Raw genomic sequence first — 16,569 nt, forward strand, 5'->3', positions numbered from 1 at the left:
TGATTGTTCGGAGATGGTGCGGTAATATTCGCACTTGAAAAGGATGGCGCCGTGCAATTTGTTCTGAAAAATATCCTTCATTTCATGCCTTTGATTTTCGGCATCGGATTTTTGGGACCGTTATTGGCAGAGATTGTCCAAGCGCTCGGCTGGCACACTCCGCTCGGGCTCGCACCGCTAACATTGGGATTGATTATTGGCGGAGCATGGGGAGGTTTCGCACAGTTCAGGGGCCGCTGGATATGAGCGAAGCCCTAACTGAAAAGGATCTACGCAAAAGGGAAATTGCGATTGCGCGGAAATATGCGGATCGCTTGCCTTGGGAAGCCGTGGCATGGGGATTGGGTAATTTGCTCGTCTGGCTGTCGCTCTGGCCGCTGGTCTTTTTAGGTGTGATGCCGCTTTGGCTGGGCTTCATCATCGCCACGTTCAATGTGATGCTCTGCTACCTGCCATCACATGAAGCGCAGCATGATATTATCGGGCGCAAGGGAACGAAATGGCGCTGGTTGAATGAGTTCGTCGGCCATGTCTCGACAATCCCACTGGTGCTGCCCTATCGCGTTGCGAAACTCACCCATATCCAGCATCATTTGCATGCCAATGATCCGGCACTGGACCCGGATTACAGCAGCATGGCCGGCGGTCCTTGGCAGGCGATCTGGAAATCGATTCAGAACCGTCAACCTGGGGCTGATGGAGGCTTCAACAAATATGGTGATGTTCTGCAGGATATTGGCCGGCCGGATGCGTTGATCGATGGCGCGCTGTTTCAACTGGCGCATTTCGGAATATTGATCGCATTAGCTTGGTCTGGATATGCGTTGGAGGCCGCTTTGCTATGGTGGCTGCCCCGGCAAATCGGCCTGACCTATATCCAGTTTTTCCTCAGCTGGGCACCGCATCATCCGGCCGACAAGACAGGGCGCTACAAAGATACCCGGGCATTCAAAAGCGCATGGGGCAATATCGGCTCCATGGGCATGCAATATCATATTGTGCACCATCTCCATCCCTATATCCCGTTGACCGATACGCCGCGCGCTTATCGCGAAATGCGGGATATATTGGAACAGCGCGATTGTCGGTTGGAAGGAATCTAGGCGCGTTAGATCAGGGTTGGCCGGTCGGTCGGATCATTAACTCCCCAACACAGACAGATGGCGGCTGGCCGAGAACATAGGCGACACTGTCGGCAAGATTTTCGGGCTCGAGAAACTCGAAATTAAAAGCACCACCCATCATTTCCAGCACGGATTGATCTTTGATACTGGTTCCCAACTCGGTTTTCACGCCGCCCGGAAAAATCGTCGTGACGCGGACGCCATGCGCGGTCATTTCCTTGCGCAAAGTATCGCTCATCGACCGTACCCCGGATTTGGTCGCGGAATAGACCGCACTGGACGGGAATGTTTGCAGCGCGGCGATGGACGAGATGATGATAATATGCCCGTCTTTGCGTTCGACCATCTGCGGCAGCACGGCGTTAATCCCATAGAGCACCCCGCGCAGATTGACGTCGATCATCCGGTCCCAGTCTTCAACATCGCCTTTTTCGATCAGCGACACCGGCATGATGCCCGCGTTGCAAATGAGCGCATCAATCTGGCCAAATCTCTTTATCGTCGCTGCTGCTAGAGCGTCCTGATCGTCCCGGCTGCTGACATCGGTCGCGTGGAACGCCGCTTGCTCTCCCAGCTCCTCGACAATCGTTTCCAGCCGGTCTTTCCGCCGGGCCGCGAGCATCACATTATATCCGGTTTCAACCAGCTTGCGGGCAGTGGCTTCGCCGATACCGCTGGATGCGCCGGTGACTATCGCTGTTCTCATATCTGTCTCCCGTTAACCGGTGAAACCGCATTGTCTATTACCGAGCGCCTGCAAGCAATCGGTGCTTTTGCTAGGTTGAAAGCATCCCTGTTCCAATCACATGATCAAGATAGATCGCAGCATCGCGGATATCGAAGATAAACGAAAACAGTATCACTGCGGTGATAAGACCTGTCCACAGCGCATAAAGGGACCGCTCTTTCAAAAACGGCCGGTTCTTGAGCAGCAGATAGAGCGCCGGTGACCAGAATATCAGATGTACCAGTGCGACCAGCCCTGACAGTTTGACAATGCCCATGGCTGGAATGCCAAATCGGCTGATGAGAATGGCTGTTATGAAACCGCCAACGACCCAGCGGGCTTCCACTCGGTTCCAGACAAAAAGCAGACCGAGCGCAAAGCTGGCGAGCATGATCATCAACCAGATCTGCACCCATTGCGGGGCATTGGCTTGTCCTTCTGCATTCCACACTTCCAAGGCTGTATGGCCGGGTTGATAGCCTGTGGCTGCTTGAGCGGCCGTACCAAATGCAACGCTAAGGCCCATGAAGAGCGAGAGGCGTAAGTGGTTTTTCTTGTTAAAGGCGGTCATTGCAAACTCCTGACATTCCGCTCCATCACGAAAGCGTCTCCAGCCTGCGGCGAGGCAAGTCAAGTATTGGGCTACGCTAGTCAATAGAAAGGTCGGTTCTTATCGCGGATCCGATGTGATATGGCTTCAGTTCCGATTTTGAGACAGGACTGACATCAAGCTATGACCGATAAATTGACCGGCAGTTGCCTTTGTGGCGGGGTATCCTTTGCGATCAGCGGTCCGCCCGGTCCGATTGGACAATGCCATTGTTCGAAATGCCGAAAAGTGTCGGGCACTAATGGCAACGCGGTCTTCCACGCGACCCGTGATAATTTCACATGGGAGCGCGGGGAAGAGTTGATTTCCAGGTTTTTTGTTCCGGATGGGGATGGATGGCACTCGGTATTCTGTAAAACATGCGGCAGTCCGCTTCCTCTGGACGGACAGAAAAGCAATTTGTTTTTCGTACCAGCGGGTTTGCTGGATGATGATCCAGGCGGGCGCGGTTATGCTGCCCATATCTTTGTCGGCTCCAAAGCCGCCTGGGAAGAAATCACTGACGAGGCTCCGCAATTTTCCGAAGGCTTTGGGTCCGCCAGAATCGAGAAAGACTAAAGTCTAGGCCGCGCTTATCCAATTGCCATGAAACCCGGGAGGGATGCGGTGCGGGACATGGATGATCGCCTGCGGTTCGCCGGTAAAGTCATTGGCTTTCAGGATTTGAAGCTCGGTGGTTTCGTTGTTCATGTCGATCACCAGACCGATTAGCCAGCCATCATCTTCCGCGCTGTCGGCAGATCGCGGGAGGAAGACAAATTCGCCGGGATGGCAGTTTTCGCCGAAATGGCGGACGGCGGTTTCGCCCGTCTTCAGATCATGTTTGAAAAGTTCGTTCCCTGCCATGTCGAGCTGATCCGGTTCTCCAGCCAAGGCGATACTGTAAATATAGCGATAGTCGCTGGTTGACATCCGCTCATCATAGCGTGGAAATTCCTGCGCCCGGTCGTTCAGAATTTTCCGGTCGACTTTTTTGCTCACCGGATCAATGGTCCAGCGTTCTAGCCGTGACCATGCGCCGCCGGGGCCAAAAGTTGTGCGCGCATAGGTGCTTTCGTGCACCACTACGTCAACAATGACTTTACCGTCTTCCGCCTCAAACGCATTGGCCGGATGATAGACATAGCACGGTTCGACATCGCACCAGATCGTGTCAGCCCCGGAGCCCTCGCGGGGGCACAGGCCGACACGGGCTTTATGCTCCGGGTTCCAGTCATAGGGGAAGCTATAGCCAGCCAGCATGCGCTTGACCGAAAAGGTTGCGGGCAGATCGAAAACCAGCACATGGTTTTCGGTAATCTGACAGTCATGAATGGACGGCCCTTGGCTCACTGCGATCGGTTCTTCCCGCTTTACTTTGCCGTCTTTGCCGATGACAACATGCCAAACGGTTTCAAGTTCAGCCGCGTCATAACAGATCGCGTGCATCTCTCCGGTTTGTGGATCAAGATGGGGATGGGCGGAAAAAGCATTATTCAACGTGCCATCAAACGGGTTGTGGGCCACGGTTTCCAGCTCGTCGGTCAATTCGACCGGGAAGCCGCCTGCTTCGACAATAGCAAAAGTCCGGCCGCCAATTTCAAGGATATTGGTATTGGCGGTGTCGGTCCGCGGTTTGCGGGTGCCGGGCTTGCGCTCTTCCCCAAGCGCATCGCTGACCGCGTTGGACCGAATCCAGCGGTTGCGATACCATTTCGCTTTTCCGTCATGGATGCGAATGCCGTGGGCCATACCGTCGCCGACAAACCAGTGATAGCTGCCTTCATCAGCCACGGTTACCGGGTTGGGGCCGATCCGCAAATAGCGGCCATCTAGCTGCTTCGGGATGTCTCCGTCCACGCGCAGGTCAGCCAGCGTGACTTCCCCTGTCATCGGCTTGTGTATGCCGGTCAGATACGGATGTCCGCCTTGGGGCGCTTTCCGCCGCTTGCGATTGAAAGTGGCGACAGCGCTCATCACCGGGACGACCGCCGAACGGATGGTATTTTCAACAACAGAGGCCATAGAGAATTCCTATTCAGTTAAACCAGATATCAGCCGCCGCAATGGCGAAAATTAGCATCGACGCAAACTCCCCTTGGCTTACCTATTCCAAATGTTTATGGTGTTAACATGAACGTTAAAGATAACAGTGTCAACATTAAAGATGTGCCTCCGGTTTCTGGCACCTACCATCATGGCGATCTGCGCGCTGCTGCGATCGCGGCGGGAATGAAGCGGATCGAAGACATGGCGCATCCTGATTTGGGCCTGCGTGCGCTGGCGCGGGAGCTGGGTGTGTCAGCGACGGCGCTTTATCGGCACTTTCCCAATAAAGACGCGTTGCTGGATGCCCTGGCTCTGGAAGCGCTTAACCGGTTGGGTAAAAACCAGGCAGAGGCCGGGCAAGCGGCTGGCGGTGGCCGGGAAGGCTTTGTCGAGGTCGGCGTCATCTATGTCCAATGGGCGGTTGAAAATCCGGCATTGGTCCGATTGATTTATGATCGCGTCGGCAAAGTCGATCTCGAAAGCGATAATCCCTCGGCAATGGGGGAGGCTTTTCTGCAATTGCGCAAAGGCATAGCCGCGTTGATGCCCGATGATATGTCAGGCGAACGCCGCGCGGTCGCTGCCCTGCACGCTTGGTCACTGGTCCATGGATTAGCGATGCTGATCCTCGACGGGCAGGTCGAATATGATCCGGACATGGTCCGAAAAGTCGTTGGATCGACGGAGTTCAACAACATCTGACACTTTCAGTCCTCGTCAAACGCCAGCAGATCCCCCGGCTGGCATTTCAACTCGCGGCAGATCGCTTCCAACGTGCTGAACCGGATCGCCTTAGCCTTGCCGGTTTTCAGGATCGACAGATTGGCAATGGTGATATCCACCCGCTCGGCGAGTTCGGTAAGGGTCATCCGGTTGTCGTGGAGCAGATCGTCGAGTTTTACGGTGATGGCCATCAGATCGTCCCCCGCAAGTCGCTGCGCATGTCGGTACCGTGGCGGAACACGCGGGCGAATATAAAAAGCGTGATAACCATCAGCAATCCGGTAAAATCCCAGAACACGTCCACCTCTGATGTCGGGCCTTTGAACGCCGTTTCAACGATCAAACCAAAGGCTGCTGTGGGAATGTAGATTACCTGAATCGCCAGCAACAGAAACGCCATGTGCTGCAGCCGGTTTGCATTGCTGGCAATGAAGGGATCACCCGCGACTACCGTATCCACAATATGGGTGAGATAACGGAAAAACATCCACCACAAGGCGAGCACTGCAGAGACGAATAACAATAGCGTAACGACCGAACCAACCGGATAATGCGAGTCTGCAAATGCAAAATGCTGGTGGATGGTCTGAAGCACTTCATCACCAAAGACTATAGAGAGCGGGACCAAAAGCAGGACGAGCACCGCCGCCAGGGCAAAGAGATACTGGCCGGTTTTAACGATGACGGCACCGAACCTAAGAAAGGGATCGCGCAGAATTTTAGTCATCAAATCGTGCCTTCCAGCTCATCCTGCATATCCGCACCGCGATCGAAGACACGCGCGAGAATTATGAGCAGCAGCACCAGCAAGATGCCAGAGACGGAGATGCCGCTACCAACGTCCATATGGAAATCGCGATCGGGTTTTACCTCGCCCAATGTGGTTAAAATGGTTGTTGCCAATATACCGCCGAAAAATGTGATCACTTGAATCGCAAAAACCGCCACACCCATGCCGCGCAGGCGGGTGCCGTTGATCCGGGTGAAAGGATTGCCTTCACCTACCGAGTCCACAATCCGGCGCAGGCGGTTTATGGAAAACAGTGTCAGCAGCATCATGATCACCGCAAACAGCATGATGCCAGCGATCATCCAGACCACTTCGGGTCCCGGCGGCGTCACAAACACATCCGCCATCGCGCTTGTCACCTCGCCAGTGAAAAATAATATGGTTGGCATGCCGATAGTCAGCGTGCCCACCCCGAGCACCAGCAGCCATTTGGTAAATATCAACAATCCGCGCGTCGATTTGAGCACGATGTCATTTGGTTTGTTCGTCTGTGTCATTGCCACTTCCATTTGTGATTCGTCATTGTTTATCGTTTATCAATATCATGATATCGATAAACATCAAGTTGTTTATTGTTTATCAATAAATATTACTCTAGGCGAACCTCAAATCGAGTCTCCGAATGAGGAAAATACCAATGCCAGCCATGACCTATATCCACATCATCGCGGGAACGATTGCGGTGCTGGCAGGGGCTGCTGCTTTGCTGACGACTAAGGGATCGCGAATGCATCGGCTGGTTGGCAACGCCTTCTTCATCTCGATGGTGATCATGGCGTTGGGCGGTATTTACTTGGCCATTGTCCTTCCGATGGCCATTTCTATTCTGGTGGGCGTGTTCACTATCTATCTTGTTGCCACATCCTGGATGGCGGCCCGGCGGCATGATGAGCAGATTAACCTGCTCCACTATGTTGCGCTCGCTATGACATTGGGCGTTGCTGCTGGCGGGCTATGGTTCGGAATGGAGGCGCAAAGCAGCCCCGACGGGTTAAAAGACGGATTACCCGCTTTCCCGCATTATTTTTTTGGGGGCCTGGGTCTGTTGGCCGCATTGGGAGATGGGTTGATGATCGCCCGGCGCGGCATAACCGGCAAACGGCGCATTGCACGTCATCTGTGGCGCATGTGCTTTGCCTATTTCATTGCCGCCGGGTCGTTATTCACTGGCCCGGGAGCGACCGCTTTTCCTGACGCCATTCGCGATACGGGCCTATTATCCGTTCCGGAACCTATCATCCTTGTTATCATGCTGTTTTGGGTGGTTCGCGTGCTGGCCACCAAATGGTATGACGGCCAATAATATTAAGGCAGGCCGATCCAATGATTTTTTAACGTCTCCATTGTCTCCAATAGAATGTTGCGCATCCCTTGACCGATTTCCAACATCTTCCTATATGCAGGGCTCACCACAGGTTTCGAGACAGGGCGTGCAGTTGCGCGGTGCGCCAAAAGAAATGAAGTCTGACCGGTTTTCAGGACGCTATAAGCTGCGACTCTTTGCCCAGAAAATATGGGTTTGAGAGGCCGTGGCTTTTTGTTCTGGAGCGCCCCACAAAATTTGGTTTTCCACCGGCTAAGCGCTTCATAAGTGGCGTAATTCCGGTGCCTAAGAATAGTTGGCGAGAAGGCAAAAATACATGGCGACGAAAGCATCTTCGGTAAAGACAACAGCTCTCACACCGACCCGCAAAAAACGGATCCGCAAAATCTTTGGCGACATTCATGAAGTCATCGATATGCCGAACCTCATCGAGGTTCAGCGCGAATCATATGAGCAGTTCCTGCGCTCCGATCCGTCGATCGGTTATGTGTCCGGTCTGGAAAAAACGCTGCGCAGCGTTTTCCCGATCCGCGATTTTGCCGGCACCGCCGAAATGGATTTCGTCAACTACCAGCTCGAAGATCCCAAATATAATGTTGAAGAATGTCGTCAGCGCGGCATCACCTATGCAGCGCCAATGAAAGTCACGCTGCGCCTGATCGTCTTTGAAGTCGATCCGGAAACCGAAGCGCGCTCCGTTCTCGATATTAAAGAGCAAGACGTCTACATGGGCGACATGCCTTTGATGACAAAGAACGGCACGTTCGTCATCAACGGCACAGAGCGCGTGATTGTCAGCCAGATGCACCGTTCGCCCGGTGTGTTGTTTGACCATGACCGCGGCAAGACCCACTCGTCCGGCAAGTTCCTGTTCGCGGCCCGCGTTATTCCTTATCGTGGTTCGTGGCTCGATTTTGAATTTGACGCGAAAGACATCGTCAATGTGCGTATCGACCGTAAGCGTAAATTGCCTGTGACCGCCCTGCTGCGTTCGCTGGGTGATGCGATCATCGAAGTGAAAGAGAAAAAGCCGCCTTTCAAGGTCGGTGAAATGGTGCGTGTGGCTGGCATGAAACAGCCCGCCGAAATCATCGAAATCGAAGGCAACCGGATCACGATCAAAGAGCCCATGGGCGCGATCGAAATTCAAGGGAAGATCGAAGATGAAGGCCGGACCAAGAGTGCGGAAATCACCGGCATTCTAAAGCAGGGCTATAGCGAAGAAGATATTCTCAACGAATTTTACGGACGTATCGTTTACAAGCGCGCGAAAGATGGCTGGACCATTCCATTCGTGGCGGAACAATGGCGGGGTCAAAAGCCGACCTTTGACATTGTCGATGCTGATAGCGGCGAAGTTGTCTTCGCCAGCGGTAGCAAGATCACGCCGCGCGGTGCCAACAAGGCTGAAAAAGATGGCATGAAAAATGTTGTCATTCCGACTGAAGAAATTTTCGGCCGCTACAGCGCTTTTGACCTGATCAACGAGAAAACCGGTGAGATTTATATCGAAGCTGGTGATGAAGTAACGGTTGAGAATCTTGAGAAGCTCGATGGCGCTGGTATTGATCAGCTTGAGTTGCTCGACATCGACCATGTCACAACTGGTCCATGGATCCGCAACACGTTGAAGGTCGACAAGGCCGAAGACCGTGATGGCGCCCTGTCCGACATTTACCGCGTCATGCGTCCTGGCGAACCGCCAACCCGTGAAACGGCTGAGGCTCTGTTCGAAGGCCTGTTCTTCGACCCTGAGCGTTATGACCTGTCCGCTGTTGGTCGTGTGAAACTCAACATGCGCCTCGATCTCGATGCACCGGATGATTACACGGTTCTTCGCAAGGAAGATATTTTGGCCGTGGTCAAAACCCTAGTCGATCTGAAAGATGGCAAGGGCGAAGTTGATGATATTGATAACCTTGGTAACCGCCGCGTGCGCTCGGTTGGCGAGCTGCTCGAAAACCAATATCGTGTTGGCCTGCTGCGTATGGAGCGTGCGGTTAAAGAGCGCATGTCCAGCGTTGACGTGTCCACGGTAATGCCGAACGATCTGATTAACGCGAAGCCTGCCGTAGCAACGGTTCGTGAATTTTTTGGTAGCTCGCAGCTGTCCCAGTTTATGGATCAGACGAACCCATTGTCGGAAGTCACCCATAAACGCCGCGTATCAGCGCTTGGGCCCGGCGGTCTGACGCGTGAGCGTGCCGGCTTTGAAGTCCGTGACGTTCATCCAACCCATTATGGTCGTATCTGTCCGATTGAAACGCCCGAGGGTCCGAATATTGGTCTGATCAACTCGCTGGCATCGTTCAGCCGGGTGAATAAATATGGCTTTATTGAAACGCCTTATCGCCAGATTAAAGACGGCAAGGTTACCAATGAAGTTGTCTATCTCTCCGCTATGGAAGAGCAGAAGCACACAGTGGCTCAGGCCAATGCTGAACTGACCGCAGATGGCAGCTTTGTCGAAGAGCTGGTTTCATCCCGTGAAGCGGGCGAGTTTTTGATCGCCCAGCGCGATCAAATCACTCTGATGGACGTTTCGCCCAAGCAGCTTGTGTCTGTTGCGGCATCGCTCATCCCGTTCCTGGAAAATGATGATGCTAACCGCGCCCTGATGGGATCGAACATGCAACGTCAGGCTGTGCCACTCGTGAAAGCAGAGGCACCGTTTGTTGGAACCGGCATGGAAGAAACCGTGGCCCGCGATAGTGGTGCTGCGATTGCCGCACGCCGCGGTGGTATTGTCGATCAGGTCGATGCGACCCGGATCGTGATCCGCGCACAGGGCGATGTTGAAGCAGGCAAGTCCGGCGTTGACATTTATACCCTCCAGAAGTTCCAGCGTTCCAACCAGAACACGTGCATCAACCAGCGTCCGCTGGTGAAAGTGGGCGATATTGTTCAGGAAGGCGATACGCTGGCCGACGGTCCATCAACCGATATGGGTGAACTGGCGCTGGGCAAAAACAGCCTCGTCGCCTTCATGCCCTGGAACGGTTATAACTACGAAGATAGTATTCTCATTTCCGAGCGTATCGTGAAAGACGATGTCTTCACTTCGATCCATATCGAAGAATTTGAAGTCATGGCCCGTGATACCAAGCTGGGGCCAGAAGATATTACCCGCGATATTCCGAATGTTGGTGAGGAAGCGCTACGCAACCTCGACGAAGCGGGTATCGTTTATATCGGTGCGGAAATCGAGCCCGGCGATATTCTCGTTGGCAAGATCACGCCTAAGGGTGAAAGCCCAATGACGCCGGAAGAAAAACTTCTCCGCGCGATCTTCGGTGAGAAGGCTTCCGATGTGCGTGACACGTCGCTGCGTCTGCCTCCGGGTGTTGCCGGTACGGTTGTCGAGGTGCGTGTGTTTAACCGCCACGGTATCGACAAAGACGAGCGCGCGCTGGCGATTGAACGCGAAGAAATCTCGCGTTTCACGAAAGACCGTGATGACGAACGCGCCATCCTGAACCGTGCAACCTTCAACGCGTTGAAAGACATGTTGATCGGCCAAACCGCGACTTCCGCGCCGAAGCCGATGAAGAAGGGCGCAGAGATTACCGCTGAAGGCCTGTCCGAGCTGGACAATGCCGACTGGTGGAAAATCGCTGTGAAGGACGACAAGGTTCAGTCCGATTTCGAAGCAACCCGCGGTCAGTATGACGAAGCGATCAAGGAAATTAACGAACGTTTCGAAGATCGCCGTGAGAAGCTGGAGCGTGGTGACGAACTGTCCCCAGGCGTCCTGAAAATGGTCAAGGTCTTTGTCGCTGTGAAACGCAAGTTGCAGCCTGGTGACAAAATGGCTGGCCGTCACGGAAACAAGGGGGTTATCTCCCGCATTCTTCCACAAGAAGATATGCCGTTCCTCGAAGACGGAACGCCGGTTGATATCGTGCTGAACCCATTGGGTGTGCCATCACGTATGAACGTCGGTCAGATTTTCGAAACCCACTTGGGCTGGGCCGCACGTGGTTTGGGCGAGCAGGTGACGAAGGCTCTGGAAGAATGGAAGCTGGCTAATCCCGATCCACAGGCGGCAGCGCCACCTGATGCGGTGAAAGAGCGGCTCAAAACCATTTATGGCGAGCAATATCACGAAGATATTGATGCCCGTGAGCCATCCGAAATTGTCGAGATGGTTGGTCACTTGCGCAACGGTGTTCCAATGGGAACGCCAGTGTTTGACGGCGCGCATGAAAGCGATGTTTCTGATATGTTGGAACTTGCGGGCCTTGATCGCAGCGGACAGGTCAACCTGTTTGACGGACGGACCGGAGACAAGTTCGACCGTAAGGTGACCGTGGGCTATATCTATATGCTCAAACTGCATCACCTGGTTGACGACAAAATCCACGCCCGTTCAATTGGACCTTATTCTCTCGTCACGCAGCAGCCACTGGGCGGTAAAGCCCAGTTCGGCGGTCAGCGCTTCGGGGAAATGGAAGTCTGGGCACTGCAGGCATATGGTGCAGCCTACACGCTGCAGGAAATGCTGACGGTCAAATCGGATGACGTGATTGGACGGACCAAGGTTTATGAAGCGATCGTCAAAGGCGACGATACTTTCGAAGCCGGTGTGCCTGAAAGCTTTAACGTTCTGGTCAAGGAAATGCGTTCGCTTGGTCTCAATGTCGAACTCTCCAGCTTCGGTGACGAAGATGAAGACGGCGATGATGACGGCGTAGCGATAGCGGCGGAGTGAGGCATTAAAACCCACTCCCGCTAGCATTTAGATTTTTGGGCATAGGCCCCGAAGGAAGAAAATATGAACCAAGTAACAAATTTCGCAAATCCGATCGCAAAGCCGGAGACATTTGACCAGATTCAAATCGGTCTTGCCTCGCCAGAGCGCATCCGCAGCTGGTCATTCGGTGAAATTAAAAAGCCGGAAACGATTAACTACCGGACGTTCAAGCCAGAGCGTGACGGCCTGTTCTGTGCGCGTATCTTTGGCCCCGTAAAAGATTACGAATGCCTGTGCGGTAAATATAAACGCATGAAATATAAAGGCATTGTTTGCGAGAAATGCGGTGTCGAAGTCACGGTAACCAAAGTTCGTCGTGAGCGTATGGGTCATATCGACCTCGCTGCTCCTGTTGCCCATATCTGGTTCCTGAAATCGCTACCATCGCGCATTGGTCTCTTGCTCGACATGCAACTCAAGCAGCTGGAGCGCGTGCTCTATTTCGAAAGCTATGTGGTTATCGAACCCGGTCTGACAGCCTTGGAAAAATTCCAGCTGCTGACCGAAGACGAGATGCTGGAAGCGCAGGATGAATATGGCGAAGACGCTTTCTCCGCTGGCATCGGCGCAGAAGCAGTCAAGATCATGTTGCAGGACCTCGACCTGGAGCGCGAAAAAGAAGATCTGATGGAAGAACTGGCGACGACCAAGTCGACGCTGAAGCCGAAGAAGATCATCAAGCGGCTCAAGGTTGTTGAGAGCTTCATCGAATCCGGCAACAAACCGGAATGGATGATCCTCGAAATCATTCCTGTGATCCCACCCGAGCTGCGCCCACTGGTGCCGCTGGATGGTGGCCGTTTCGCAACGTCTGATCTCAATGATCTCTATCGCCGCGTGATCAACCGGAACAACCGTTTGAAACGTCTGATGGAACTGCGCGCGCCGGACATCATCGTTCGGAACGAGAAGCGTATGTTGCAGGAATCTGTTGATGCGCTGTTCGACAATGGCCGTCGTGGTCGTACCATTACCGGTGCGAACAAACGCCCGCTGAAATCTCTTTCCGACATGCTGAAAGGCAAGCAGGGCCGTTTCCGTCAGAACCTTCTCGGTAAGCGCGTCGACTATTCCGGTCGTTCGGTTATCGTGACCGGTCCTGAGCTGAAATTGCATCAGTGCGGTCTGCCGAAGAAAATGGCCTTGGAATTGTTCAAGCCATTTATCTACGCGCGCCTTGATGCCAAGGGCCTTTCGATGACGCTCAAACAGGCCAAGAAATGGGTTGAGAAAGAGCGCAAGGAAGTCTGGGACATCCTGGAAGAAGTGATCCGCGAGCATCCTGTTATGCTGAACCGCGCACCAACGCTTCACCGCTTGGGCATTCAGGCGTTCGAGCCGGTATTGATCGAAGGTAAAGCGATCCAGCTTCACCCGCTCGTCTGTTCCGCGTTTAACGCCGACTTTGACGGTGACCAAATGGCTGTCCACGTTCCGCTGAGCCTAGAGGCACAGCTGGAAGCACGTGTCTTGATGATGTCGACCAACAACATCCTGTCACCAGCCAATGGTAAGCCGATTATTGTTCCTTCACAGGATATGGTTCTCGGCATCTATTACCTCACCATGGACCGGAAAGGCGAGCCGGGCGAAGGTATGCTCCTCGCTGATATGGCCGAAGTGCATCAGGCGCTGGAAATTGGCGCGGTGACGTTGCACTCCAAAATCACCACCCGGGTTCCGCAAACCGATGAGGACGGCAAGCCTATTCTCAAGCGTTTTGAAACCACACCGGGCCGTTTGCTGATTGCCGAATGTCTGCCAAAATCACATAAGGTTCCGTTCGACATCGTGAACCGCTTGCTGACCAAGAAAGAGGTCGGTGACGTGATTGACCAAGTGTATCGTCACACGGGTCAGAAAGACACGGTTCTGTTCGCCGATGCGATCATGGATCTTGGCTTCCGCCACGCGTGTAAGGCCGGTATTTCCTTCGGTAAGGATGACATGATCATTCCGGACTCGAAAGATGCAACGGTTGAAGAGACCCGCGCTTTGGTTGCTGACTATGAGCAGCAATATCAAGACGGTCTGATCACGCAGCAGGAAAAATATAACAAAGTGATCGACGCCTGGAGCCGTTGTGGTGATCAGGTTGCGAACGCCATGATGGACGAGCTGGCCGCGACGCCAGAGGACGAGCATGGCCGTGAGCGTCAGATTAATGCCATCTACATGATGAGCCACTCTGGCGCCCGTGGTAGCCCAGCCCAGATGAAGCAGCTGGGCGGTATGCGCGGACTGATGGCCAAACCTTCGGGCGAGATTATTGAAACACCAATTATCTCGAACTTTAAAGAAGGCCTGACGGTTCTCGAATATTTTAACTCGACCCACGGTGCGCGTAAAGGTCTTGCCGATACCGCTCTGAAAACCGCTAACTCCGGTTATCTGACACGGCGTCTGGTGGACGTGTCTCAGGACTGTACAATTGTCGAAAATGATTGCGGCACCGAAAATGCGCTGGAGATGAAAGCCATCGTCCAGGGTGGTTCGGTTATCGCATCACTCGGCGAGCGTATCCTGGGCCGGACCATGGCCGAAGATATTGTCGACAGCAAAGACGACACGGTTGTGATCAAGGCTGGCACGTTGCTGGACGAAGCAGCCATTAAGGTTATCGAAGAGCTCGGTATCCAATCCGCGCGCATTCGTTCTCCGCTGGTCTGCGAATCCAAAATGGGCGTTTGTGCGACCTGTTATGGCCGTGACCTTGCTCGCGGTACGCCGGTCAACATCGGTGAAGCTGTTGGCGTTATCGCGGCACAGTCCATTGGTGAGCCAGGCACGCAGCTAACGATGCGGACATTCCACATCGGCGGCGCGGCGCAGCTTAACGAGCAGTCGAACCTTGAGGCAGTGGCTGAAGGTACGGTTGAATATCGCGATATGCCAGTGATCGAAGATAAGAACGGACGTTTCTTGTCGCTCGCTCGCTCGGGTGAAATTGCGGTTATCGATGCCGATGGTCGTGAGCGTAGTGCTGACAAGCTTCCATATGGTACCAGCCTGCTGGTCAAAGATGGCGCGAAGGTCAAATTGGGCGATCGTCTGGCGGAATGGGATCCATTCACCATGCCGATGATTACCGAGAAACCTGGCGTCATCAAATATCAGGATGTCATCGAAGGGAAAACGATGACCGAGCAGACCGATGAAGCCACCGGTATCGCACAGCGTGTGATCACCGAATATCGTGCATCGGGCCGCGGCGCTAACAAAGAGGATCTGCGTCCGCGCTTGACCCTGCTTGATAGCGATAGCGGCGAAGCTGGTCGGTATATGCTCGCCAATGGCGCCACGCTCTCCGTGACCGATGGTCAGGAAGTGGTCGCTGGTGACGTGATCGCACGTGTTTCTCGCGAAGCTGCGAAGACCCGTGATATTACCGGTGGTCTGCCACGTGTTGCCGAGCTGTTCGAAGCACGCATTCCGAAAGACAATAGCATCATCGCCAAGGTTTCCGGCCGCGTCGAATATCTGCGCGACTATAAAGCCAAGCGTAAGATTGCGATTGTTCCCGAGGAAGGCGAACCAGTCGAATATCTGGTGCCGAAGACGAAAGTCATCGACGTTCAGGAAGGCGATTTCGTGAAGAAGGGTGATAACCTCGTTTCCGGTTCGCCTGATCCGCATGACATTCTGGAAGTCTTGGGTGTGGAAGCGCTGGCTGAATATCTGGTTGCGGAAATTCAGGAAGTCTATCGTCTGCAGGGCGTGAAGATCAACGATAAGCATATCGAGACGATTGTTCGTCAGATGTTGCAGAAAGTTGAGATCACCAATGGCGGCGACACCACGCTTCTGCCGGGCGAACAGGTCGATCTGGAAGAGATGCTGGAATATAATGCGAAGCTGACCAAGAAGCAGGTTCCTGCCGAAGGTAAGCCGGTTCTCTTGGGCATCACCAAGGCGAGCCTGCAGACACGTTCGTTCATTTCTGCTGCTTCTTTCCAGGAAACCACCCGGGTGCTGACCCAAGCGGCTGTCGAAGGGAAGAAGGACTCGCTCATCGGTCTGAAAGAAAACGTCATTGTTGGACGTTTGATCCCGGCTGGTACGGGTGCGGGCATGAACCGGGCACGGATTGCGGCCACCGGCCGTGATGCAGCGCTCCGGGCCCAGCAGCAGAAAATTGCTGATGCGATGGCTGCTGCTGACGAGGCGAAAGCGGAAGAAGCGACTGCCAGCGCGACAAAAACGCCAGTCGAGGAGAATCTTATCGCTCCTGACAGTGCGGAAGAGCAGCGCGAAGCGGAATTGGCGCAGGGCGCTGAAGCGGCGACCGGCGATTCTCACATGGCAAAAACCATGGGTGAAGGCATTGAAGCCAGCGATACCGAAGCGGCTCAGACCGAAGAGGGCGATGCAGGAAAATAGCTCTCGGTTCTTTGGATGAAAAACAAAAGCCCTGCTGGATATGATCCGGCGGGGCTTTTTTTACTCGATCGGCCTTTGCTGAAACGGAGCAAGGCATTGTCATCTAACAA

13 protein-coding genes are annotated in these 16,569 nt (G+C 53.8%); 7 read left to right on the forward strand and 6 right to left on the reverse strand.

Going from position 1 to position 16,569, the window contains the following annotated elements:
- The first annotated feature begins 51 nt into the window (after nucleotides 1–51).
- Together J4G78_RS12135 and J4G78_RS12140 are read left to right on the forward strand one after the other, a co-directional pair.
- Nucleotides 52–246 carry a hypothetical protein gene (locus J4G78_RS12135; RefSeq protein ID WP_207990869.1) on the forward strand — a complete coding sequence of 65 codons (195 nt, stop codon included), beginning with the start codon at nucleotides 52–54 and terminating at the stop codon, nucleotides 244–246.
- On the forward strand, nucleotides 243–1,103 hold the full coding sequence (locus J4G78_RS12140) for a fatty acid desaturase (protein ID WP_243457076.1): 861 nt from the start codon (nucleotides 243–245) through the stop codon (nucleotides 1,101–1,103). The genes J4G78_RS12135 and J4G78_RS12140 overlap by 4 nt, the downstream gene beginning before the upstream one ends.
- A gap of 10 nt (nucleotides 1,104–1,113) precedes the next feature.
- Here the strand turns inward: J4G78_RS12140 and J4G78_RS12145 are convergent, their stop codons facing one another.
- Nucleotides 1,114–1,830 carry an SDR family oxidoreductase gene (locus J4G78_RS12145; protein WP_207986809.1) on the reverse strand — a complete coding sequence of 239 codons (717 nt, stop codon included), beginning with the start codon at nucleotides 1,828–1,830 and terminating at the stop codon, nucleotides 1,114–1,116.
- A gap of 70 nt (nucleotides 1,831–1,900) precedes the next feature.
- Nucleotides 1,901–2,422, reverse strand: a complete 522-nt coding sequence (locus J4G78_RS12150; protein WP_207986810.1) for a hypothetical protein — start codon at nucleotides 2,420–2,422, stop codon at nucleotides 1,901–1,903.
- A gap of 162 nt (nucleotides 2,423–2,584) precedes the next feature.
- On the opposite strand from J4G78_RS12150, the gene J4G78_RS12155 reads away from it, so the two are divergent.
- Nucleotides 2,585–3,019, forward strand: a complete 435-nt coding sequence (locus tag J4G78_RS12155) for a GFA family protein (protein WP_207986811.1) — start codon at nucleotides 2,585–2,587, stop codon at nucleotides 3,017–3,019.
- A gap of 3 nt (nucleotides 3,020–3,022) precedes the next feature.
- Here the strand turns inward: J4G78_RS12155 and J4G78_RS12160 are convergent, their stop codons facing one another.
- On the reverse strand, nucleotides 3,023–4,465 hold the full coding sequence (locus tag J4G78_RS12160) for an 8'-apo-carotenoid 13,14-cleaving dioxygenase (RefSeq protein ID WP_207986812.1): 1,443 nt from the start codon (nucleotides 4,463–4,465) through the stop codon (nucleotides 3,023–3,025).
- Nucleotides 4,466–4,573: 108 nt separating this feature from the next.
- On the opposite strand from J4G78_RS12160, the gene J4G78_RS18350 reads away from it, so the two are divergent.
- Complete coding sequence (locus J4G78_RS18350) at nucleotides 4,574–5,191, forward strand: TetR-like C-terminal domain-containing protein (RefSeq protein ID WP_207986813.1); 618 nt, start codon at nucleotides 4,574–4,576, stop codon at nucleotides 5,189–5,191.
- A 5-nt stretch (nucleotides 5,192–5,196) separates the two neighbouring features.
- On the opposite strand, the gene J4G78_RS12170 is transcribed toward J4G78_RS18350, so the two are convergent.
- From J4G78_RS12170 to J4G78_RS12180, 3 genes are read right to left on the reverse strand one after another with little or no spacing between them, the layout of a single operon-like run.
- Nucleotides 5,197–5,403, reverse strand: a complete 207-nt coding sequence (locus tag J4G78_RS12170) for a helix-turn-helix domain-containing protein (RefSeq protein WP_207986814.1) — start codon at nucleotides 5,401–5,403, stop codon at nucleotides 5,197–5,199.
- Nucleotides 5,403–5,939, reverse strand: coding sequence for a DUF2975 domain-containing protein (locus tag J4G78_RS12175; RefSeq protein WP_207986815.1), 537 nt, complete (start codon nucleotides 5,937–5,939; stop codon nucleotides 5,403–5,405). Before J4G78_RS12175 ends, J4G78_RS12170 begins: the two co-directional genes overlap by 1 nt.
- Nucleotides 5,939–6,499, reverse strand: a complete 561-nt coding sequence (locus tag J4G78_RS12180) for a DUF2975 domain-containing protein (protein WP_207986816.1) — start codon at nucleotides 6,497–6,499, stop codon at nucleotides 5,939–5,941. Before J4G78_RS12180 ends, J4G78_RS12175 begins: the two co-directional genes overlap by 1 nt.
- Before the next feature lie 140 nt (nucleotides 6,500–6,639).
- Here J4G78_RS12180 and J4G78_RS12185 point away from each other — a divergent pair, with 140 nt between their 5' ends.
- From J4G78_RS12185 to rpoC, 3 genes are all read left to right on the forward strand, one after another.
- Nucleotides 6,640–7,305: a DUF2306 domain-containing protein gene (locus tag J4G78_RS12185; RefSeq protein WP_207986817.1), complete on the forward strand. Its 666-nt coding sequence runs from the start codon at nucleotides 6,640–6,642 to the stop codon at nucleotides 7,303–7,305.
- 337 nt (nucleotides 7,306–7,642) lie between these two features.
- On the forward strand, nucleotides 7,643–12,037 hold the full coding sequence (gene rpoB, locus J4G78_RS12190; protein ID WP_207986818.1) for a DNA-directed RNA polymerase subunit beta: 4,395 nt from the start codon (nucleotides 7,643–7,645) through the stop codon (nucleotides 12,035–12,037).
- A 63-nt stretch (nucleotides 12,038–12,100) separates the two neighbouring features.
- Complete coding sequence (rpoC, locus tag J4G78_RS12195; protein ID WP_207986819.1) at nucleotides 12,101–16,459, forward strand: DNA-directed RNA polymerase subunit beta'; 4,359 nt, start codon at nucleotides 12,101–12,103, stop codon at nucleotides 16,457–16,459.
- Nucleotides 16,460–16,569: the final 110 nt, after the last annotated feature.

Origin of the sequence: Parasphingorhabdus cellanae, assembly GCF_017498565.1 — a bacterium.
Lineage (GTDB): Bacteria > Pseudomonadota > Alphaproteobacteria > Sphingomonadales > Sphingomonadaceae > Parasphingorhabdus > Parasphingorhabdus cellanae.